24 protein-coding genes are annotated in these 21,663 nt (G+C 42.8%); 3 read left to right on the forward strand and 21 right to left on the reverse strand.

What is annotated here, in order from left to right; translation table 11 throughout:
• Positions 1 to 57 precede the first annotated feature (57 nt).
• Positions 58 to 1,413 carry an MFS transporter gene (locus tag KXZ66_RS21510; protein WP_049140536.1) on the forward strand — a complete coding sequence of 452 codons (1,356 nt, stop codon included), beginning with the start codon at positions 58 to 60 and terminating at the stop codon, positions 1,411 to 1,413.
• Between the two features lie 33 nt (positions 1,414 to 1,446).
• On the opposite strand, the gene KXZ66_RS21515 is transcribed toward KXZ66_RS21510, so the two are convergent.
• The 11 genes from KXZ66_RS21515 to KXZ66_RS21565 form a co-directional block, all read right to left on the reverse strand.
• Positions 1,447 to 2,001, reverse strand: coding sequence for a sugar O-acetyltransferase (locus KXZ66_RS21515; protein ID WP_032722825.1), 555 nt, complete (start codon positions 1,999 to 2,001; stop codon positions 1,447 to 1,449).
• 15 nt (positions 2,002 to 2,016) lie between these two features.
• A complete protein-coding gene (locus KXZ66_RS21520; protein WP_003244460.1) occupies positions 2,017 to 2,397 on the reverse strand; it encodes a VOC family protein in 381 nt (126 codons plus the stop codon).
• 55 nt (positions 2,398 to 2,452) lie between these two features.
• Positions 2,453 to 3,388, reverse strand: a complete 936-nt coding sequence (ccpB, locus tag KXZ66_RS21525) for a transcriptional regulator CcpB (protein WP_219144751.1) — start codon at positions 3,386 to 3,388, stop codon at positions 2,453 to 2,455.
• 59 nt (positions 3,389 to 3,447) lie between these two features.
• The gene (xth, locus tag KXZ66_RS21530) at positions 3,448 to 4,206 is read right to left on the reverse strand and encodes an exodeoxyribonuclease III (protein WP_064671669.1); all 759 of its coding nucleotides are present in this window, start codon (positions 4,204 to 4,206) and stop codon (positions 3,448 to 3,450) included.
• Positions 4,207 to 4,270: 64 nt separating this feature from the next.
• Positions 4,271 to 4,510, reverse strand: a complete 240-nt coding sequence (gene rpsR, locus KXZ66_RS21535) for a 30S ribosomal protein S18 (RefSeq protein WP_003219224.1) — start codon at positions 4,508 to 4,510, stop codon at positions 4,271 to 4,273.
• A 43-nt stretch (positions 4,511 to 4,553) separates the two neighbouring features.
• Positions 4,554 to 5,072 carry a single-stranded DNA-binding protein SsbA gene (gene ssbA / locus KXZ66_RS21540; protein WP_003219228.1) on the reverse strand — a complete coding sequence of 173 codons (519 nt, stop codon included), beginning with the start codon at positions 5,070 to 5,072 and terminating at the stop codon, positions 4,554 to 4,556.
• Positions 5,073 to 5,112: 40 nt separating this feature from the next.
• Positions 5,113 to 5,400 carry a 30S ribosomal protein S6 gene (gene rpsF / locus KXZ66_RS21545; RefSeq protein ID WP_003244064.1) on the reverse strand — a complete coding sequence of 96 codons (288 nt, stop codon included), beginning with the start codon at positions 5,398 to 5,400 and terminating at the stop codon, positions 5,113 to 5,115.
• 110 nt (positions 5,401 to 5,510) lie between these two features.
• Entirely contained in the window at positions 5,511 to 6,611 is a 1,101-nt protein-coding gene (gene ychF / locus KXZ66_RS21550) for a redox-regulated ATPase YchF (protein WP_003242727.1), read from the reverse strand.
• 126 nt (positions 6,612 to 6,737) lie between these two features.
• On the reverse strand, positions 6,738 to 8,741 hold the full coding sequence (locus KXZ66_RS21555; RefSeq protein WP_015715077.1) for a molybdopterin-dependent oxidoreductase: 2,004 nt from the start codon (positions 8,739 to 8,741) through the stop codon (positions 6,738 to 6,740).
• 50 nt (positions 8,742 to 8,791) lie between these two features.
• On the reverse strand, positions 8,792 to 8,998 hold the full coding sequence (locus KXZ66_RS21560) for a DUF951 domain-containing protein (protein ID WP_003226838.1): 207 nt from the start codon (positions 8,996 to 8,998) through the stop codon (positions 8,792 to 8,794).
• Positions 8,999 to 9,091: 93 nt separating this feature from the next.
• Positions 9,092 to 10,108 carry a YkvI family membrane protein gene (locus KXZ66_RS21565; RefSeq protein WP_010886647.1) on the reverse strand — a complete coding sequence of 339 codons (1,017 nt, stop codon included), beginning with the start codon at positions 10,106 to 10,108 and terminating at the stop codon, positions 9,092 to 9,094.
• A 440-nt stretch (positions 10,109 to 10,548) separates the two neighbouring features.
• Between KXZ66_RS21565 and yyaC the strand changes: the two genes are divergently transcribed.
• Positions 10,549 to 11,166: a spore protease YyaC gene (yyaC, locus tag KXZ66_RS21570; RefSeq protein WP_003243890.1), complete on the forward strand. Its 618-nt coding sequence runs from the start codon at positions 10,549 to 10,551 to the stop codon at positions 11,164 to 11,166.
• A 38-nt stretch (positions 11,167 to 11,204) separates the two neighbouring features.
• On the opposite strand, the gene spo0J is transcribed toward yyaC, so the two are convergent.
• Both spo0J and soj read right to left on the reverse strand, forming a co-directional pair.
• Positions 11,205 to 12,053: a stage 0 sporulation protein Spo0J gene (gene spo0J / locus KXZ66_RS21575; RefSeq protein WP_003226832.1), complete on the reverse strand. Its 849-nt coding sequence runs from the start codon at positions 12,051 to 12,053 to the stop codon at positions 11,205 to 11,207.
• Positions 12,046 to 12,807 carry a sporulation initiation inhibitor protein Soj gene (gene soj / locus KXZ66_RS21580; protein ID WP_003219244.1) on the reverse strand — a complete coding sequence of 254 codons (762 nt, stop codon included), beginning with the start codon at positions 12,805 to 12,807 and terminating at the stop codon, positions 12,046 to 12,048. The genes spo0J and soj overlap by 8 nt, the downstream gene beginning before the upstream one ends.
• A 247-nt stretch (positions 12,808 to 13,054) precedes the next feature.
• Between soj and KXZ66_RS21585 the strand changes: the two genes are divergently transcribed.
• Positions 13,055 to 13,495: a PH domain-containing protein gene (locus KXZ66_RS21585; protein WP_003244005.1), complete on the forward strand. Its 441-nt coding sequence runs from the start codon at positions 13,055 to 13,057 to the stop codon at positions 13,493 to 13,495.
• Positions 13,496 to 13,545: 50 nt separating this feature from the next.
• Here the strand turns inward: KXZ66_RS21585 and noc are convergent, their stop codons facing one another.
• The 8 genes from noc to rpmH form a co-directional block, all read right to left on the reverse strand.
• Positions 13,546 to 14,397 (reverse strand): nucleoid occlusion protein, encoded by an 852-nt coding sequence (gene noc, locus KXZ66_RS21590; RefSeq protein WP_003226829.1) that lies wholly within the window; start codon positions 14,395 to 14,397, stop codon positions 13,546 to 13,548.
• A 121-nt stretch (positions 14,398 to 14,518) separates the two neighbouring features.
• Positions 14,519 to 15,238 (reverse strand): 16S rRNA (guanine(527)-N(7))-methyltransferase RsmG, encoded by a 720-nt coding sequence (gene rsmG / locus KXZ66_RS21595; protein WP_015250777.1) that lies wholly within the window; start codon positions 15,236 to 15,238, stop codon positions 14,519 to 14,521.
• A gap of 13 nt (positions 15,239 to 15,251) precedes the next feature.
• Positions 15,252 to 17,138: a tRNA uridine-5-carboxymethylaminomethyl(34) synthesis enzyme MnmG gene (gene mnmG, locus KXZ66_RS21600; protein ID WP_003226825.1), complete on the reverse strand. Its 1,887-nt coding sequence runs from the start codon at positions 17,136 to 17,138 to the stop codon at positions 15,252 to 15,254.
• Between the two features lie 20 nt (positions 17,139 to 17,158).
• Positions 17,159 to 18,538 (reverse strand): tRNA uridine-5-carboxymethylaminomethyl(34) synthesis GTPase MnmE, encoded by a 1,380-nt coding sequence (gene mnmE, locus KXZ66_RS21605; RefSeq protein WP_029318519.1) that lies wholly within the window; start codon positions 18,536 to 18,538, stop codon positions 17,159 to 17,161.
• Positions 18,539 to 18,847: 309 nt separating this feature from the next.
• Positions 18,848 to 19,474, reverse strand: coding sequence for an RNA-binding cell elongation regulator Jag/EloR (gene jag / locus KXZ66_RS21610; RefSeq protein WP_003243764.1), 627 nt, complete (start codon positions 19,472 to 19,474; stop codon positions 18,848 to 18,850).
• Complete coding sequence (gene spoIIIJ, locus KXZ66_RS21615; protein ID WP_010886648.1) at positions 19,471 to 20,256, reverse strand: YidC family membrane integrase SpoIIIJ; 786 nt, start codon at positions 20,254 to 20,256, stop codon at positions 19,471 to 19,473. The genes jag and spoIIIJ overlap by 4 nt, the downstream gene beginning before the upstream one ends.
• Positions 20,257 to 20,400: 144 nt before the next feature.
• Complete coding sequence (gene rnpA / locus KXZ66_RS21620) at positions 20,401 to 20,751, reverse strand: ribonuclease P protein component (protein ID WP_003242628.1); 351 nt, start codon at positions 20,749 to 20,751, stop codon at positions 20,401 to 20,403.
• A gap of 151 nt (positions 20,752 to 20,902) precedes the next feature.
• A complete protein-coding gene (gene rpmH, locus KXZ66_RS21625) occupies positions 20,903 to 21,037 on the reverse strand; it encodes a 50S ribosomal protein L34 (protein WP_003178075.1) in 135 nt (44 codons plus the stop codon).
• Positions 21,038 to 21,663 lie beyond the last annotated feature (626 nt).

Below are 21,663 nucleotides of genomic sequence, written 5' to 3' on the forward strand. Positions count from 1 at the left end.
TAATAGTCCCAAGAGGGAATTTTCAGTCTTTTCTTACTACTCAAAAGGGGGTTTTTTATGAATACGATCTTCAAACAAAAGAATACACATCCTTTCTCAAACGCAGCGAATCGTTTAGACCGCCTTCCGATTTCACGCGTTCATTTCCAAGTGTTAACCGCTCTCGGCATTGTTTATTTCTTTGATCTCGCAGATTTATTTACCCTCAGCAATGTAGCGCCGGCGCTGATCGAGCATTGGGGCATCCCGCTTTCAACTATTGCTAACGTAACGGCTGCTTCGTTTTTAGGCATGTTTTTAGGCGCTTCACTGGGCGGACGGCTGTCCGATCGAATCGGCCGCAAAAAAGCCTTAAATCTATTTGTCTTTGTTTTCTCAATCGCATCGCTATGCAATGCTGCGGCATGGGACATTCCATCTTTAATGACATTCCGTTTCCTCACCGGATTTGGCGTTGCAGCCGCCATGGTCATTACGAATAGCTATTTGGCGGAATTTTTCCCTTCAAGTGTACGTGGAAAATATATTTCTTTTTGTGCCATGATTGGATTGATCGGGGTTCCGATCACCAACATTGTGTCTGCCTTTGTCATTCCTCTTGGTTCATGGGGATGGAGGCTAGTATTTGTATGGGGTGCCGTCGGCCTTATTTATTTTTTCTTCATCCGCCGTCTGGAAGAGTCACCTCGCTGGCACGAAAATCGCGGGGAATATGCGAAAGCCGATGCGATCCTCAACCGAATTGAGGAACAGGTTGAAAAGGAGAAAGGCCCGCTTCCGGCAGCATCCCAGCCTAAAGTAAGCGAAACTGTTAAGCAGCATGCAGGTTACGCAGGCTTATTGAAAGGCAGAAACCTCAAAATCACCATCGTATTATCTGCTGTATGGATTTTTGAAACGTTTGGGTTTTACGGATTTGCTTCATGGGTTCCAAGCCTGCTAAAAAGCAATGGCGTCACCATGGAAAATACATTATGGTATAACGTATTGCATTCCGTCGGCGCTCCACTTGGCGCACTGCTCGGCTCCATGATTTCCGAAAGATTTCAAAGAAAATGGATTTTAGCTGCGAGTGCGTTTCTGACGGCCATCGCCGGGCTCTTATATGGTATGACTTTTATTCCCATCATGATCATTGTATTTGGTTTTATCGTGAATATCACAGAACGGGTCTTTACCTCGAACTTATACGCCTATACATCTGAACCTTATCCGACTGAATACCGCTCGTCTGGCAGCGGTTTAGCCTATGGTCTTGGCCGTTTTTCAAACATTTTTGGCTCATTGCTTGTCGGATTTATTGCCGTTCAGCTCGGCTATATCAGCGTCTTCTTATTTATTGGGGGCTGCTGGCTCGCATGCTCCTTGCTGTTAATCTTCTTCGGTCCTAATACGAATGCAAAACAGATTTAAAAAAGTCAGTGCGGATCTGCCGCACTGATCTCATTACAATTGCTTCAAAATCCTTGCGGGGTTTCCGCCTACAACAGTATTAGCGGGTACATCCTTAGTGACAACAGATCCAGAAGCAATCACTGCGTTATCACCGATTGTCACTCCCGGGTTAATCACCGCCCGGCCTCCAATCCAAACTTGATCTCCAATTGTCACAGGCTTACCGAACTCCTTCCCGGATTTCCTTTCGATCGGATCAAGAGGATGACCGGCCGTGTAGATATGTACACCTGGCGCAATCAAACAATGACGGCCGATACGCACCTCACACACATCTAAAATGACACAGTCAAAATTAACAAATGTATGATCTCCGATATGAATGTGATAGCCATAATCACAGCGGAATGTCGGCAAAATCGTGACTTGATCCCCAACCGAACCGAGCAGCTCCTTCAAAAGCTCCGTCCGCACTGCATCATCTTCCGGTGTTTCGTTATATTGTCTAATCAGCTGTCTTGCATGCTTGCGTTCTAGTAATAGTTGTTGATCTTCCGAATTGTATAATTCTCCGGCTGCCATTTTTTCTTTTTCTGTCCTCAGCATTTAAGTCACTCCATGTCAGATTGTAATCTCGATCAAATTTCCTTCATCATCCTCAATCACACTTTCATAGTAGCCGTCTCCTGTTGTCCTCGGGCCGTTTACTACTGCGAAACCATCCGCTTTCAATCGATCAGTCAGTTCGTCAACTTTCTCCCGGCTCCCAACGGAAAAGGCAATATGTGCCCAGCCTGTCATTGTTTGTGAGGGCGGATCGGTCACATTCCCTTTTTTCATAATCTCCAGCCTTGCTCCGGAATCAAACGTAATAAAATAAGACTTAAAATCTTTTTTCTCATTATGATACAAATCATTCGCTTCGCCATTAAAATACGATTCATAAAAAGACTTCATTCGCTCTAAATCATTGACCCAGACCGCTGTATGTTCAATCTGCATTTCTTCCTCCTCCTTCGCCTTCAATGAAGTTATAAGGTATGAAATGCATTTCAGTTCAAGCTTTTTTCTTAAATTTATGCTGAATTTTGATATCAGCGGGTTCATCCTGCAAAAATAGAGAAAATGCTGCGATGCCGAGCTGCTCAAGATTCAAATCAAGCGACGGAAAACCAAGAACACGGCTGATAGAAGTATTTCCCTCGCCTATGATTTCAACATCCCAATTATTCTTTTTGGCAAATAGATGAATTCCAGCTGCCACTTCATCACTATTTGCATAAATAGCAGTCGGAACCCGCCCGCTCATATAAAAATGTTCAGCTGCCAGCTCACCATCATTCATATCGTTGCATCCGGACAGCATATGGCGGTCTTCCAACCTTCCGCAGACAGCTTTATAGGCCGCAGCTTTATCAGCCGTGCTCGGGCTCCTATCAGCTTCTCTGACACACGTAAAAGCAATATTCTCATGCCCGCGGCTCTTTAAATAGCGAAAGCTCTCTGCATAAGCAGCTTTTCTGTCATTAAAAGCACAAGGGACATCAATGTCTCCGGTATCCTCACAAGCGATGACTGGCCCATATTCCTGATAAGCTAAAATGCTGTCCCAATGATTGGCGCGGGAAGTAATGATGAGACCGTCTATTTTCTTCGTTCTTAACAGCTCTAAATATTTGATTTCAATATCGGGGTTATAATTGGTGGGGAGAAGGGTCGTTGCATACTCATGCTGAAAAGCCGCCTTAGTGATTCCGTTAACGATTTTATCAAAGCAGGGATGATCGCTATAAAGCAGAATCACACCGACCGTATGGGTTTTCCCGCGAATGAGATCGATTGCGGTTCGATTTGGTGTATAATCCAAATCCTTCATGACTTGTTGAACAAGCTTTCTCTTTTCTTCAGACACATACGGATGATGATTCAATACACGCGAGACAGTCGAAACAGATACATTTGCCAGTCTTGCGATCTCTTTTATATTTGCCATCTCTTTCTCCTTTTTCATATAAAAAAAGCAGTAAGTGTAAAATCCTTACTGCTATCTCATCATATATTGATGATAAGTTCAACAGGACAATGGTCGGAACCCATGACATCCGCTGATATGCTGGCATCTTCAATCTGTTCCTTAAGGCTTTCAGAAACAACAAAATAATCAATCCGCCATCCAATATTTCTGTCCCGGGCGCCGGCACGATACGACCACCAGGAATAAGCGCCTTCAAGATCAGGATAAACATGACGAAAAGAATCAACAAAGCCAGCTTCTAAGAAACGAGTGAATGCCCCTCTTTCTTGATCTGAAAATCCAGCGTTATTCCGGTTCGCCTTTGGATTTTTCAAATCAATCTCCTGATGGGCTACATTCAAATCACCGCATAAAATCACTGGTTTTTTCTGATCCAATTCAAGAATATAAGACAATAAAGCCTCTTCCCATTGCATGCGGTAATCAATCCGCTCTAACCCCCTTCTGGAATTGGGCGTGTAAACAGTCATCACAAACACGTTTTCAAATTCCAGCGTAATCACTCTGCCTTCTTGGTCATGCTCTTCTACTCCGATACCGTAGATGACCTGCAGCGGTTCTTGCTTAGAAAAAACAGCTGTGCCGGAATATCCTTTTTTCACTGCATAATTCCAGTACACATGATAGCCTTCAGGCTGGAGATCAACCTGGCCGTCCTGTATCTTCGTTTCCTGAAGACATATAATATCTGCATCCTCTTCTTTCAAATAAGAGAGGAAATCCATTTTTCTCATCACAGCCCGCAGGCCGTTTACATTCCATGAAATCAACTTCATGTTTCATCCTCCCCCCTATAAAAAAGAGCAAGAACCCGAAGGTCCTTGCTCTTTACGTATCAGCTTACTCACCGCTTACGTATGGAAGTAAAGCCATTTGACGTGCGCGTTTGATCGCTGCAGTCAATTTACGTTGATATTTAGCGTTTGTTCCAGTTACACGACGTGGTAAAATTTTACCGCGCTCAGAAACAAACTTTTTAAGAAGATCTACATCTTTGTAGTCGATGTGCGTGATACCGTTAGAAGTGAAATAACACACTTTACGGCGTTTCGCACGACCGCCTCTGCGTCCTCCTGCCATTGTCATTTCCCTCCTTTCTTTTTCATTTTAGGCGATAATCACATTAGAATGGAAGATCATCATCCGAGATGTCAATCGGTTTGCCGTCGTTGGCAAATGGGTCATCATTAAAGCTGTTCCCCTGATTGCGTCTCTGGTTGTTTTGATTTCCCCCAAATGGATTATCATTTTGGCCTCCGCCAAAGTACTGGCCTCCGCCGCTGTTTCCTTCGTTGTATCCACCTGAACCAGAACCGCCGCCGTTTTTCGGCTCAAGAAATTGAACACTTTCAGCTTGGACCTCTGTCACGAAGACACGCTGTCCTTGCTGGTTTTCATAGTTTCTTGTTTGTAAACGGCCATCTACGCCTGCAAGGCTTCCTTTTTTCAAGAAGTTTGCAACGTTTTCGGCTTGTCTTCTCCAAGTGACACAATTAATGAAATCGGCCTCACGTTCTCCGGACTGGTTCGTAAATGTACGATTCACAGCAAGAGTAAACGTAGCAACAGCCGCACCGTTTGGCGTATAACGAAGCTCTGGGTCTTTTGTCAGTCTTCCGACTAATACAACTCGGTTAAGCATAAGAAAGACCACCTTTTACCATTATATATTTCAAAATTGCTTATTCTTCTTCTTTAACAACAATGTGGCGAATGATATCGTCACTGATCTTAGCTAGACGGTCAAATTCTTGAACTGCCGCAGCGTCAGATTGAACGTTTACGATTTGGTAGAAACCGTCGCGGAAATCGTTGATTTCGTAAGCAAGACGACGTTTACCCCAATCCTTTGTTCCAGTGATCTCCGCACCGTTAGAAGTCAGAACGTTGTTGAAACGCTCGATAACTGCTTTTTTAGACTCTTCGTCAATGTTTGGGCGGATAATGTACATAACTTCGTACTTTCTCATCTGTTTGCACCTCCTTTTGGACTAAGCGGCCCATAATGGGCAAGGAGCAATAATTCTATTACTCACAATTTTATATTATACCAAAGCTCTTGTCCCTTTACAACTGCATCCTATACATTAAATCGGAAATGAATAACATCTCCGTCTTGGACCACATATTCTTTCCCTTCAAGGCGGACTTTTCCTGCCTCTTTAGCTCCTGCCATACCGCCGCCCGCAAGAAGATCCTCATAAGCAACTGTCTCAGCACGAATGAAGCCCCGCTCAAAGTCACTATGAATAATTCCTGCACACTCAGGGGCTTTCATGCCTTTTTTGAATGTCCAAGCTCTGACTTCCTGTTCTCCGGCTGTGAAATATGTTGCGAGGCCGAGAAGAGAGTAAGACGCTTTGATCAGCTGATCAAGACCTGATTCTTGAATGCCCAGCTCTTCCAAGAACATTTGCTTTTCTTCGCCTTCAAGCTCAGCGATTTCGGATTCGATTTTTGCACACACAACGATAACTTCTGCGTTTTCGCCGGCAGCGTACTCGCGAATCTTCGCTACATTTTCATTGCCAGATGGATCAGCAACTTCATCTTCACTTACGTTGGCCACGTACAAAATAGGCTTCGAAGTCAGTAAATGGAGCTGCTTCACAAGCTTTTGCTGCTCTTCAGTGAATTCTACAGATCGAGCAGGCTTTTCACTCTCAAACGCTTCTTTCAGTTTAGATAAAATCTCAAACTCAAATACAGCGTCTTTATCTTTTTGCTTCGCAAGCTTGCTGACGCGTGTAATCCGCTTTTCAACCGTTTCCATATCAGCGAGGATCAGCTCAAGGTTGATCGTTTCAATGTCATCAATCGGATCAACCTTTCCGGAAACGTGTGTAATGTTGTCATCGGAAAAAGCACGGACAACGTGGCAAATCGCGTCAACTTGGCGAATATGAGATAGGAACTTGTTGCCGAGTCCTTCTCCTTTAGATGCGCCCTTTACAATCCCTGCAATATCAGTGAATTCAAAAGCAGTCGGCACAGTCTTCTTCGGGTTGACCAGCTCAGTCAGCTTTTGCAGACGATCATCCGGCACCTCTACAATTCCCACGTTCGGATCAATTGTACAGAACGGGTAGTTGGCTGATTCGGCACCGGCCTGTGTAATTGCGTTAAATAGTGTTGATTTTCCGACGTTCGGCAAACCAACAATTCCAGCTGTTAAAGCCATTCTTTCATCTCCTCTATATAAAACCGTCATTGTATGAGCGTATTTTGAACCTAGAGCAATTATAAGGAGGTTCACTGGAAAAGACAAGCTGACAAAAAAGCATTTTCAGCCTGCCAATCCCTTTGATTATGCTTTTTTCAAGCCTACTAAACAGTCAAAAAGCGTACTTCCCATTCCATTATCAGAATTTGTATCATTTGTCAGTGCATTGACTGACCCTCCAAAAGCCGCCCACATGCCTTCATCTATATTAATCGTCTTCGCATGAGCCTGCTTCATCACTTTCACCTTGCCCTTCAAGCGTCCGCGGTCATTAAAGATGACAACCTCGTCTCCATCCTGAAGATTCTGCTCAGCCGCTATATCTGGAGAAATATCAACCTGAACGTGCTGAAGCTTTTCAATAAACGGCACATGCTGTGAATGGTTGGAACGCTGCGGATGAATGGATAACAGCGTATAAGGGTACTTTTCAGCTAACTCCTCATTATGGAAAACAGATTCTTCGGGCACATTTAATTGAAGCGAGCCGCTAAATCCCTTTTGCTCAGCTAGCGACGAAGTAAATTCAAATTTTCCACTCGGCGTCAAAAACTGATAATCATCCCACGGCACCTGTTTTACTGGAAGAGGGAGGTGGCCTTTTTCTTTTAAACGCTCGAGTGTCACACCCTCTGCTTCCAATGAAGAAAGCCCCATCTCTAAAAATTCTTGAGTGCTGTATTCAAACAGCTCGCCAAATCCAAGGCGTTTTGCAAGCTCTGACCAGATCCAGCTGTCCGACTTCGCTTCACCCTGCGGCTCCACAAGCTTCTTCCCGTACTGAACATAATGATGATACATACTGGAATAGTAGATATCTTCTTCTTCAAAAACAGTGGCAGTCGGCAAAACATAATCACACAGCTTTGCGGTATCTGTCATAATGGAATCAATCGCAACCGTCATGGGAATCTTTTCAAAAGCTTGTCTCACCTTATTTGTATTCGGCACCTGAGTCAGCGGATTTCCGCACGTCACAATAATCATCTCAATCGCAGGATCAGCAGCGGTCAACACTTCTTCAGCCTGCGTCATCATTGAAAAAGAACGTGATGTTGTTTTTAATTCCGGCAGCGTCAGCTTTGTTTTTGCAAAGCTCTCGCCAATCTGGACATTTCCGAAATTCGCGCCGCCGCCCTTAATTCCGACATTTCCGCTTGCCGCAACGAGTGCATCAATCCAACGAATCGTTCCGCCGCCGTTTTTATATCGCTGCATGCCAAGCCCCATAAAAGTAGACACCGGACCATCAGCATACAAACCGGCCAGATACTCCAGATCCTCCATAGAAGTTTCTGTTTTCACAATAAACTCTTCCAGAGAAACAGTTTTCAAAAGCTCTTTCACATCATCAAAACCGACAGAATGCTCAGAAATAAACGTTTCATCCGTTCTTCCCGTCTCAATCAGAACCTTCAAAACGGCTGCCGCAAGCCAGCCGTCCATTCCAGGCTTTACAGAGATATAGCGGTCAGCAAGCTTAGCAGTCGGGTTGAAGATCGGATCAATCACCGTAATCGTGGCGCCCTTCTTTTTCACCTGCTGCAAGTGATGGTATAAGTGCATATTTGTTCTGGATACATTTCTTCCCCACACAACAACATGCTTGCTGTTGTAAATATCAAGCGGGCCGTGACCGTACGAACGGCCAAAATCCCAGCTTTGCGCCTCGATGCCGGAGCCCCAGCATATGCTTCCGACGATTTCAGTCACGCCTCCATATCCATTAAAAAAACGCTGATCAAGCGCTTTTAACAGACCGTTATTCGCATAATCATGGCTGTGCAAAACAGCAGTCGTCTCCGACGTTTCCTTGATTTCCCGAAGTTTATCGGCAATTTCATCAAGTGCCTGCTCCCAAGAAATCCGCACAAACTCGCCATTTTGTTTTTTCATTGGATAGCGAAGCCGATCAGGAGAATTTGTTTTTGTCTCAAGCATTCTGCCGCGGCCGCAGATTTTACCTTCCGTAATCGGATGGTTTGGATCTCCGTCCACTTTTGTTACCTTTCCATCATCAACAGTCACCAAAAAGCCGCAGCTGTCCCAACAATTCAGCGGACATGCCGACTGATGCACTTTGCTCATCGCCGTCTTCTCCTTACCTTCTATATGAAAAAGCATGAGTGTCGGCCTATTTATGAAGTAGGCTCCTCATGCTTGACTAGTACTTTTTTTAGTTTTCTTTCAAATTCTCTTCTCGGAATCATAACACTGTGAGAGCATCCCTCACACTTAATTCGAATATCCATTCCCATGCGTATAATTTTCCAGCTGTTCGCTCCGCATGGATGCGGTTTTTTCATTTCTACGATATCATTCAGGCCAAAGTCTTTATCCGCCAAGACCCTTCACCTCTTTTCCTAAACTGCTGTATCTATTGTACAAAAAAACTGATCATAAGAGCAATCAAGATACCCGAAAAGAAATCCATCCTCTTATTTCCATTTACTCAAAATAGGATATAAGAGCAGACAAACTAACAAATACAAATTGAGCATCCCATATATCGGATACAAGAACGCGATCAAATCAGAAAATCCGAAAGAAGTAAAAGGTACCATTAACACTAACAAAATCAACACAATCATCCATCTAGGCATATGAATAAACGCCATCAGCCGGCTGGACAGCCCCAGCAAACCTGCTACCGTCGTCGTGTAAATCGCCAGGCACAGCACCGCCGTCATACATAAAAAAAGGAAATAAGGCGCACCCTCCAGAACGGCAAACAGCGGTATTTCAAACTGAGAAAGGGAGCCCGCCAGCTCCACCAACGTTTCATTATAAACAAATGAGATCACGCCAAAAATAAGACCGCTTGCCACACTTGCGATTTTTGCTTCTCCGAGCCCTTTCATCTCTTTCCCAACAGAGGATAAAATCGCAACAACTGAAAGGATGTTTAAAGAGGTAAACGTAATGCTCGCAGGCCAGTTATACTGCTGGGACAAATCAATCGTCCACGTATGGTGATGTGTGCTCTGAAAGGAGATCAGCGCATATAAAAGCCCCGCTACTAACACAGGAATCAAAATACTATTTATAGATAATATTCCTTTCACATCCCACAAAAACAAGCACACTGTCACGATGCAAATCAGCGTGATTCCCCACCAGAAAGGAAGCTTGTACATTTGCAGGGTCACACCGCCTCCGGCAATCATCACCATAGTCGTCGAAAACAAATAAAAAATGATGAGGACATCATAAATTTTCGCCAGCCATGGCCCCATTAAATGCTCCAGAACCGGCAGAAAATGAGTGGATTGAACTTTAAAACTGATTTTCATCACAATATAAGACGAGAAAATGAACATAATTGTAAACAGCACAATAGCAAGTCCGCTTTCCGCCCCAAAAAACTGCCATATCTCCTGACCGCTCGCATATCCGGCCCCGATCAGGCTCCCTAATATGAGCAGCATCCACTTCATTCCGGCTCTCCACAACACTATCACCTCATAGACAAAGTTCAGCTTGTTCCCGTTATTGTTACTATATAAATAAAGGAAAGCAAAAATGCCATATTTTCATAGACATTTGAACAAAAGCTGAAATTATCATACGAAATACACATAAAAAAAGACTGCTAATGGAGGCAGTCTAAAAATATATCATTTTGCAGTGGAATGAAGGAATGAACCTCATTAACCATTCCTATCTATAAAGTGTTTTGTAAGCAGACCGTAGCTTGATCATGATCGAGGCAATGGGGGAAAATATTTATAATTCACCCACTAACCATTCATAATAACCTCTACTTTTTTAAAATCTCCGGTGTCATACACAAAGCATAAAAAACCGTACTGCTGGATATACTGTAAACAACCTTACATAACGAAACACACACCATAGCAATTCTGTTACCTACTATAACAAGGAAGTGAAACCCATGAATCGAAAAGGCGGGCTTTTTTCCTCTCAGGAACGAGTAAAGCAATATGTTTCACATACAGATGCTGCAGCGGCAAAACAAATCCAAACCATCCTTTCTTCATCCTTACGTAAAGCTGCCGGCAAACCAATTGTTGTGGTTTGTATCGGAACAGACCGTTCAACCGGTGATTCATTGGGCCCGCTCGTAGGAATGAAACTCAAACAGATGCAGCTCACCAGATTCCATGTCTACGGAACCTTATCTGACCCCGTCCATGCTGTGAACATGAAGGATAAAATCAATGACATTCATAAATTACATAAAAACCCATTTGTTATAGCAGTCGATGCATGCTTAGGCCGCGTTAAGAGTGTGGGTTCATTTCAAATCGGGGACGGGCCATTAAAGCCCGGAGCCGGTGTACAAAAAGACCTTCCTGAAGTGGGGGATCTTCATATTAACGGAATCGTGAATGTTAGCGGTTTCATGGAATATTTTGTATTGCAAAATACAAGACTCAACTTGGTCATGAATATGGCAAATGTTCTAGCAGAAGGTTTGAGTTTAACAGATCGGACAGAGTGGAGGCAAGAACGCCTTAACCCGTTGCAAAGGCTCACTGGGCGCATATAAAACAAAAACCATCTTCGTTTGAAAGATGGTTTTTTCATTTATGATTCTCGTTCAGACAAAAGCTCTAAAATCCGGTCAAGGTCTTCATTAGAGAAAAATTCAATTTCGATTTTGCCTTTTTTCTTCTGTCTTTTAATATTAACTGTTGTTCCAAAATAATTTTGGAGATAGGATTCCCGTTCTTTTAGAACCGCATCTTTCACAGGTTCTTTTTTCTTTGTTTCACGTGGAACATTCTGATTCAACTGCTGAATCAGCTGCTCAAGCTGGCGAACATTGAGCTGCTCCGCAATCACTTTTTGTACCAGCGGTTCAAGCTTATTTTTGTTTTTCAAGCCAAGGAGCGTGCGTCCATGTCCCATAGAAAGCGTACCTTCGGCAATAAGCTGCTGAATATTTTCTGGCAGTGTCAGCAGTCTTAAATGATTCGCAATATGCGGTCTGCTTTTCCCAAGACGTTTGGCGAGCTGCTCTTGTGTGAGATCTAAGTGTTTCAACAAGGAGTCATATGCCTGAGCCTCTTCAAGCGGAGATAAATCTTCACGCTGAAGGTTTTCTAATAAAGCAATTTCCCTCATTAACGCCTCTGATAATTCACGGACAATGGCCGGAACTGTATCTAAACCTGCCAGCTTTGCCGCTCGAAAACGCCGTTCACCCGCAACAATATCATAGCCTTTTAAAGATTTTCTGACGATAAGCGGCTGAAGAATGCCATGCTGCAGCACAGATTCTTTTAGTTCAGCTAATGCCTCGTCATCAAAGTGTTTTCTTGGCTGATAAGGATTAGGGCGTAAATCGGCAATTTTAATTTCTTCAACTGTCTCTTCAGACAAATCTACCTGATTAAATAACGCATTAATCCCTTTTCCAAGGCCTTTAGCCATTCGCAGCCACTTCCTTTGCTAAATCTAAATATACTTCCGCACCTCTTGACCGCGGATCGTATAAAATGATGGGTTTTCCGTGACTCGGTGCCTCACTCAGACGGACATTACGCGGAATAACTGTCTTATATACTTTATCCCTAAAATACTTTTTAACCTCTTCAATCACTTGAATGCCAAGGTTTGTCCGGGCATCAAGCATTGTCAGCAATACACCTTCAATCATTAAATCAGTATTCAAATGCTTTTGCACAAGACGTACTGTATTTAATAACTGGCTGAGACCCTCCAAGGCATAATATTCGCACTGTACAGGAATCACAACGGAATCCGAGGCTGTAAGGGCGTTAATCGTCAGCAAGCCCAATGACGGCGGACAATCAATGATAATATAATCATAATTTTGCTTTACTGCTTCAAGCGCTCTCTTCAATCTCACTTCTCTTGATATTGTAGGAACCAGCTCGATCTCAGCCCCTGCAAGCTGAATCGTCGCAGGAATCACATCCAAGTTCTCTACTGTCGTTGCTTTAATAATATCTATTACATCTGCATCATCTACTAAAATATCGTACACACACTGCTCTACATCGGCTTTTTCAATCCCTAATCCGCTTGTCGCATTTCCCTGCGGATCAATATCTACCAGCAGAACCCTTTTCCCTATGTAAGCCAAACATGCCCCAAGGTTGACAGACGTCGTTGTTTTGCCGACCCCGCCTTTTTGGTTCGTAATTGCTATGATTTTTCCCACGATGTCACCTACTTTCACATGAACATGTACTATCTTGCTTCTATTCTATCAAAAAAAGATTAAAGCGTTTCATTTTTTTCATCATTTTGTTCCGAATCAGAAGGGAAATAATTGAAAATTCAAGCACGCTTTATGCTTTCTCTTATAAATTCTGCAATTTCTATGTTTTTTTGACTTAAAAAAGGAATTTCTTAAAGAAAAAAAGAAGAAGTCACAGTACAGAACGTGGAAACAGGATGGTGAGAAAATGGTTTATCAAACGAAGAGAGACGTACCCGTTACGCTGATGATTGTGTTTCTCATATTACTGATACAAGCAGATGCCATTGTTCCTTTTGTGCTGGGAAATATGAGAGTTTCCGGCTGGATCATTTTTATTCTGCTGACTCTTTTAAATGGACTCATCATTTGGAGCTTTATTGACCTAAAATATGTATTGAAGGAACACCATCTGATCATTAAAGCCGGATTGATCAAACATCAAATTCCTTATGAAAACATCGATAAAGTCGTTCAAAAAAAGAAACTGTGGTCCGGTTTTCGTCTGATCGGCTCTCGCCATGCCATCACAATATATTATCAGGGGGGATGGGGACATGCAGTGATTTCACCGCAAAAATCTGAAGAATTTATCCACAAGCTTAAAGAAAAGAATTCTAATATAATAATATTCACTAAAAGTAAGTGATTACCTTTTATTAAAAATATAAAAAGCTCTCCTGCTTTTCAGGAGAGCTTCTATTTTGGTATGCGAATCGTTAATTGAATATATTCTTCAAATTCTTCTTCTTCCGTATTCAATTTTACACCGCTGTCTTCCACCATTGATAGTGACTGGCGAATCGTGTTCATCGCAATTCTTGTATCTCTGCTGAATGCTTTGCGTCTCGGCTTTGGCTTTCTCTGGCCTTGCTCCAGCATTTTCACCACGCGGTCTTCCGTCTGCTTTACATTTAAACTTTTCTCAATAATCTCTGTGAGCAGTGTGACTTGGAGCTCAGGCTGTTTCAGTGGAATCAGTGCTCTGGCATGGCGCTCGGTGATTTTCTTCTCCATAATTGCCTCTTGGACCGGCTGAGGCAGCTTTAATAACCGAAGCTTATTCGCGATTGTAGACTGCCCTTTTCCTAAGCGCTGTGCGAGTGCCTCCTGTGTTAAATCATGCAGCTCAAGCAGCCTAGCATAAGCATGCGCTTCCTCAATAGAAGACAGTTCTTCCCGCTGCAAGTTTTCGATTAACGCCACAGAAGCGGTTTCCGTGTCGGAAAAATCCTTAATAATTGCCGGAATCTTTTCCCACTCAAGCGATTGCACCGCTCTCCAGCGTCTTTCACCTGCAATGAGTTCGTATTGGCCTTCTTCTTCTGTATGCCTAACAACAATCGGCTGAATAATGCCGTGTGTATGAATGGTCATTGCTAACTCTTTGATTTTTTCATCTGAGAAAATGGTGCGTGGCTGAAAACGGTTGGGAACGATAGCATTTACCGGTATTTCCAGAATCTCTTCTTTGTTTGTATCATGTTCAGCAATCTCCGGCTCCTGTTCCTTCTCACCAAGCCCGAAGAAACGAGAGAATGAATGCTTCATGTACCTACACCACCTTTAAAAACTGCCATTTTTATAATTCTATTTTCTCATGGTTTTTCCTGCTGTACATCCATCAATTTTGATGAAAATATGATGGTATTGTCATATCAGGCTGTCTAAATTACCCTTCAATTGGCGATTTATTAGGAGTTCCCGGTTTTCTTGGATACTTCTTAGGTGTATTTTTTATTTTGCGTATCACCATAATATTACGATCGCTTTCTTCAATAGGCAGCTTAAAAGAATGGATATTCTCAAGTTCTCCTCCAAGCGTCGTGATTGCTTTTTTGCCTGCATTCAGTTCTTCTTCAGCTGATGCGGCTTTTAAAGCAACAAATAAACCGTTTTTCTTCACCAGAGGCAAGCAAAGCTCACTCAAAACAGATAATCTCGCAACTGCTCGCGCTGTCACAATATCATAGCTTTCACGCACGTCTTTCCGTTGCCCGAACGTTTCAGCTCTGTCATGGCAGAATGTTGTATTCTCCAATTGCAAAGCCTCAGATAACTTTTCTAAAAACGTGATCCGTTTATTCAGTGAATCCACGATTGTGACATTGAGGTGCGGAAAGCATATTTTTATCGGCAGACTTGGAAAACCCGCTCCCGCTCCGACATCACAAATCGTGTTCACCTGATTGAAGTCGACATAAAAAGCAGCTGTAATGGAATCATAAAAATGCTTTAAATACACTTCTTTTTTCTCTGTTATTGAAGTCAGATTGATTTTTTCGTTCCATTCAACCAGCATGTCGTAATACAGCTCAAATTGCTCCAGCTGACGGGGAGAAAGGGAGATCCCTTTTTCCGCCAAACCAGAAGTGAATTCTTCAATATTCATGCCGTCATCCTTTCTATTCGGCTATCTTCGCAATGCGTCCCTGCTCTAAATACACCAATAGAATTGAAATGTCCGCCGGGTTTACACCGGAAATGCGGGAAGCTTGGGCAACAGACAAAGGCCGTACATTTTTCAGTTTTTGACGCGCCTCGGTCGCAATCCCCTTAATTGCGTCATAATCAATTCGATCTGGAATTTTTTTATTTTCCATCTTCTTCAGTTTTTCCACTTGCTGAAGAGATTTTTCAATATATCCTTCATATTTCACTTGGATTTCTACTTGTTCTGCCACGTCTTGAGGAACTGGCACTTCTGGCGGCGCCAGTTTTGTGACTGTTTCATAGTTCATTTCAGGACGCTTCATCAAGTCTGTGCCGCGAACTCCATCTTTCAATTCGCTTCCGCCAAGAGAACGGATATATTCTTGATTTTCCGGAGACGGCTTGATAATTACAGAATGAAGACGTTTTTTCTCCGCCTCGATCGCCGCTTTTTTCTTCTCAAAAGCCGCATAGCGCTCATCAGAAATCAATCCAATGCGGTGTCCGATTTCTGTCAGACGCAAATCAGCATTGTCATGGCGAAGAAGCAATCTGTATTCCGCACGTGATGTCAAAAGACGATATGGCTCATTGGTACCTTTTGTCACAAGGTCATCAATCAGAACACCAATGTAGGCGTCAGAACGGCTTAAAATCACTTCTTCTTTTCCAAGCGCTTTTCGTCCTGCATTGATTCCCGCCATAATCCCTTGTCCCGCAGCTTCTTCATAACCGGAAGTTCCGTTAATTTGGCCTGCAGTGTAAAGGTTTGTGATTTTTTTTGTTTCAAGTGTCGGCCAGAGCTGTGTCGGTACGATTGCATCATACTCGATCGCATAGCCGGCTCTCATCATTTGCACGTTTTCAAGTCCAGGAATCGTTGCAAGCATTCTTTGCTGTACGTCTTCTGGAAGACTTGTAGATAAACCTTGGACATAGACTTCCTGTGTATTTCTGCCTTCCGGCTCAAGGAAGATTTGGTGACGCGGTTTATCATTAAATCGTACAACTTTATCTTCAATGGACGGGCAATATCTTGGGCCTGTACCTTTGATCATACCGGAATACATCGGTGAACGGTGCAGGTTGCTGTCAATAATCTCATGTGTCTCAGGGCTTGTATATGTCAGCCAGCAAGGGAGCTGATCTGTGATATATTCCACTGTTTCATATGAGAAAGCGCGAGGCACATCGTCACCAGGCTGAATTTCCGTTTTGCTGTAATCAATCGTGTCGCTTTTAACGCGAGGCGGCGTACCTGTTTTAAAACGAACAAGGTCAAAACCGAGTTCCTCCAAATGCTCAGAAAGCTTAATAGAAGGCTGCTGGTTATTCGGGCCGCTTGAGTAAGACAGATCGCCAAGAATGATACGTCCTCTTAAATATGTCCCTGTTGTCATGACAACTGCTTTCGCACGATAATGTGCGCCGGTTTGTGTAATAACGCCTCGGCATTCGCCGTCTTCAACGATCAGCCGCTCCACAATTCCTTGCAGCAATGTTAAGTTTGGTTCTTTTTCAAGCGTATTTTTCATTTCGTGCTGATATTGGAATTTGTCTGCTTGCGCACGTAATGCACGAACCGCAGGACCTTTTCCTGTATTCAGCATTCTCATTTGAATATGTGTTTTATCGATGTTTCTTCCCATTTCTCCGCCGAGCGCGTCAATTTCGCGGACGACAATCCCTTTTGCGGGGCCGCCGACAGACGGATTACATGGCATAAATGCAACCATATCTAGGTTGATGGTCAAGACAAGCGTTTTGGCGCCTTGGCGTGCAGATGCGAGGGCAGCCTCAACACCGGCATGCCCGGCGCCAATCACAATCACATCGTATTGGCCTGCTTCATACCCCATGATTCTAGTTCCTCCTTTTATTATTTTCCTAAACAGAATTGTGAAAAGAGCTGATCAATTAAACTTTCGTGGACAGAATCTCCAATGATTTCCCCTAAAAGCTCCCAGCATCTTGTAAGGTCAATTTGCACCATGTCGATCGGGACATCCTGTTCGATGCCGCTAAGCGCATCTTCAATGGCGCGTTTTGCTTGCTGTAAAATAGAGATGTGACGTGTGTTGCTGACATAAGTCAGATCACCGCTTTCAATGGCACCCGTGTAGAACAATGATTGAATCGCTTCTTCCAGATCATTGATGCCTTCCTCTTTTAAAAGAGATGTCGTAACAACTGGACGTCCATTGGCAAGCTCACGGACACGTTCAGTGTCAATCTTCGCCTCAAGGTCAGTCTTATTCAAAATCACGATTACATCCATGCCCTCAACGGCTTCAAAAAGCTTCACGTCTTCTTCAGAAAGCTCTTCACTATAATTAAGCACAAGTAAAATCAGGTCCGCTTCCTTTAGGACCTGGCGAGAACGTTCAACACCGATTCGCTCAACAATATCCTCTGTTTCACGAATACCTGCTGTATCAACCAGACGAAGCGGGACGCCCCTTACATTCACGTATTCCTCAATCACATCCCGTGTCGTTCCGGGAATATCGGTTACGATGGCTTTTGCCTCATGAACGAGGCTGTTCAGAAGAGATGATTTTCCTACGTTTGGCCGGCCGATAATGACGGTAGAAAGACCTTCACGCAAGATTTTTCCTTGCTCAGAAGTCCTCAGCAGCGCCTCAATTTCCTTTTTCACGGCGGTTGCCTTTTCGACTAAAATCTGATGCGTCATTTCCTCTACATCATCATACTCCGGATAATCGATATTCACCTCAACATGGGCCAGTGTTTCTAAAATCTCACTGCGCAAACGGCGCACCAAAGCAGAAAGACGCCCTTCCATTTGATTCATAGCAACGTTCATTGCCCGGTCCGTTTTCGCTCTAATTAAGTCCATAACCGCTTCCGCCTGTGAAAGATCGATACGCCCGTTTAAAAACGCACGTTTCGTAAATTCGCCAGGCTCTGCCAGTCTCGCTCCCTCTCTCAATGCGAGCTGAAGCACTTGGTTCACAGTCACAATTCCCCCGTGACAGTTTATCTCGATAACATCTTCCCGTGTAAAAGTTCTCGGCGCTTTTAACACTGATACCATTACTTCCTCAACGACACGATCCGAAGGTCTGTCTACGATATGACCATAATGAATCGTATGTGATTCGACCGAGCTGAGTGTTTTCCCCTTTGGTCCCTTATAAATTCTATCTGCGATTTGAATGGCTTCTGGTCCGCTCAACCGTACAATCGCAATCGCGCCTTCTCCCATCGGTGTGGAAATTGCCGCAATTGTATCCATGTTGTTCACCTCTCTTTACTTATACTTCATCTATATAAAAAAATTTTATTATGCCAAAACTAAAAGATAACATAGTTTGGTTCGAAGTGGAAGATTTGTTATCCACAGAAATAGAAATTCGTCCCTTATTACTTTAACTTATCCACATGTGAATAACAATTAATTTTATTTCCTGAACTTCCTTTTTATCAACAGGATACACCTAAAAAGAAAAAACTTAAACGGCAAAACCTTGATATTACTAGGAAAAGTAGATTTTTCAGATACAAAAAAACCGAAATCCAATTTTTATCGGACTTCGGTTTTATGCTATCTTTTATGGGAAATAACGAGATGACGATTTTCGCCTTCACCCATTGAATATGTTTTGATCTGATGGTTTGCATATCCAGAAAGAGTATCGTGAATAATTTTTCTTTCGCTGGACGGCATAGGCTCAAGCTGGATGGATTTTTTCGTTTTCAAAACCTGGTCAGCAAGCTTGATGGCCAGCTGGCTCAGTGTTTCTTTTCTTTTCAAACGATAGTTTTCTGCATCCACCGTCACATTTTTATATTGGCCTGGATAACGGTTAAGGGCAAGCTGTGTCAAAGTTTCAAGGGCGTTTAAGGTTTGTCCTCTTTTCCCAATCAACAATGCTGCCTTTTCACCTGTTATATGATATCTCACTGTCTTTTTACTTTCTTGAACAGTCACATCAGACTTCCCGGCAATGGCTTCGGCAATCGTTTGAAGATATAACTTCGCTTGCTGAATCGGATCAATCTTTTCAACCAGCTTTACGATCGCAGGCTTTTTACCGAAAATACCGAGAAACCCTTTGTTTCCCTCTTCAATAACAGTAATTTCTACCTTATCCTTCGTTAATCCCAACTCTTGCAATCCGGACTGTACTGCTTCATCGACATTTCGCCCTGCAGCAGTCACATTCCTCACTTTTTCTTTCCTCCGGCTTTTTGCGGCTCAGGATTTTTTTTAATATCAGGTCCTTTAATGAGGAAAGTTTGCGCAATCATAAACAAGTTACCAACTACCCAATAAAGAGAAAGAGCCGCCGGGAAGTTGATCGCAAATACGATAATCATAATTGGCATAATCCAAAGCATCATCGCCATTTGCGGATTTTGCTGCGCATTGCCAGCCATCATCAGTTTTTGCTGAACAAATGTAGCGACACCGGCAACGATAGGAAGGATATAGTAAGGATCTTTTTCTCCTAAGTCAAACCATAAGAAGCTGTGCTCTGAAATCGCCTGGGTTCTCATGATCGCATGATAGAATCCAATTAAAATCGGCATCTGGATCAAAATCGGGAAACATCCCGCCAATGGATTGACACCATGCTTTTGGAATAAAGCCATTGTTTCCTGCTGAAGCTTTTGCTGCGTTTTTTGATCCTTTGAGCTGTATTTTTCTTTAAGCTTTTGCATTTCCGGCTGTAAAGCCTGCATCGCTTTCGAACTTCTCAGCTGCTTAATCATCAGCGGTAAAATTAATAAACGAATTAAAATGGTAACTAGAATTATTGAAAGCCCGTAGTTATCTCCCGTCAATTTCGCTACATACGTAATGAGCTCAGACAATGGATATACTACGTACTTGTCCCAGAAATGCGGACTATCTGCAGTGATCGGCTCTTTCACACTCGAGCATCCAGCCAAAAGCATGAATACGCCAACCATACTTAATAGCAACCCTATTCTCCTTTTCAACAACATTTCCTCCTATAATTAATCTTTACACTCTTTTATTGCAAAGCATACTTGTATGTATTTTAGCATCTTTCAGTTTTAAATGGTGTCTTTTTCTGATCAACCAGAAAGGAAGCGCTTTTAAAAGTTGTAAGAAAGCAGTGGTGATGCCTACTTTGACGAAGATTTCTTATATAATGAAGACTTTCTGAATAGATGCTGCAGACTTTTTTTCGTTTCCTCATATGTCAGCTGGCTCGCCGGTTTTCTGGCAATAATGATGTAATCCTTTTCCTTCAGTCTCTCTTTCTCTTCAAGAAAGGCCTGCCGAATCAAACGTTTGATCCGATTTCGCATCACGGCATTGCCAATTTTTTTGCTGACGGAAAGCCCGACACGCAGTTCATCATTTTCAGGCTGATCAAGCGTATATAAGACAAACTGGCGGTTTGCAACTGATGTCCCATGTTTAAACACTTTTTGAAAATCTTCATTTTTCTTTAAACGATTTCGCTTCTTCAAATGACTCACTCCGATACTGGCTGGCAGAAACTTTTAAAATTTATTATGAACATGAGATGCATCTGAACCAGGAAGCATGCCCCGGTTCATTACGCATCACATCTATCTTTTCCCATAACGTGAAAAAAGACCACTGACATTATTCAGTGGCCTAAGCTGATAATACTTTTCTGCCTTTGCGGCGACGGCGTGCTAAAACTAGACGACCGTTTTTTGAACTCATACGGCTTCTGAAGCCATGAACTTTGCTGCGTTTACGGTTATTCGGTTGGAATGTTCTTTTCATTTATGACACCTCCCTCGAGGAATAGCTGTTAAAGACAGTCTTACTTATTATATTTGCGTTACCTATTCATTGTCAACTTCACTAGTGCTTTTATTTCTTGCAACCATAATAGGATACCATACCTTTTCAACTTTCGAAACCTTATTTTTTAGATTCCTTAATTTTACGGAAAAAAGACAAATTCAAACAATTTGCCCCTAAAATCACGCATGTGGATATCTTTTTCGGCTTTTTTTAGTATCCACAGAGGTTATCGACAACATTTTCACATTACCAACCCCTGTGGACAAGGTTTTTTCAACAGGTTGTCCGCTTTGTGGATAAGATTGTGACAACCATTGCAAGCTCTCGTTTATTTTGGTATTATATTTGTGTTTTAACTCTTGATTACTAATCCTACCTTTCCTCTTTATCCACAAAGTGTGGATAAGTTGTGGATTGATTTCACACAGCTTGTGTAGAAGGTTGTCCACAAGTTGTGAAATTTGTCGAAAAGCTATTTATCTACTATATTATATGTTTTCAACATTTAATGTGTACGAATGGTAAGCGCCATTTGCTCTTTTTTTGTGTTCTATAACAGAGAAAGACGCCATTTTCTAAGAAAAGGAGGGACGTGCCGGAAG

Origin of the sequence: Bacillus sp. LJBS17 (assembly GCF_019334685.1) — a bacterium.
GTDB lineage: Bacteria > Bacillota > Bacilli > Bacillales > Bacillaceae > Bacillus > Bacillus subtilis.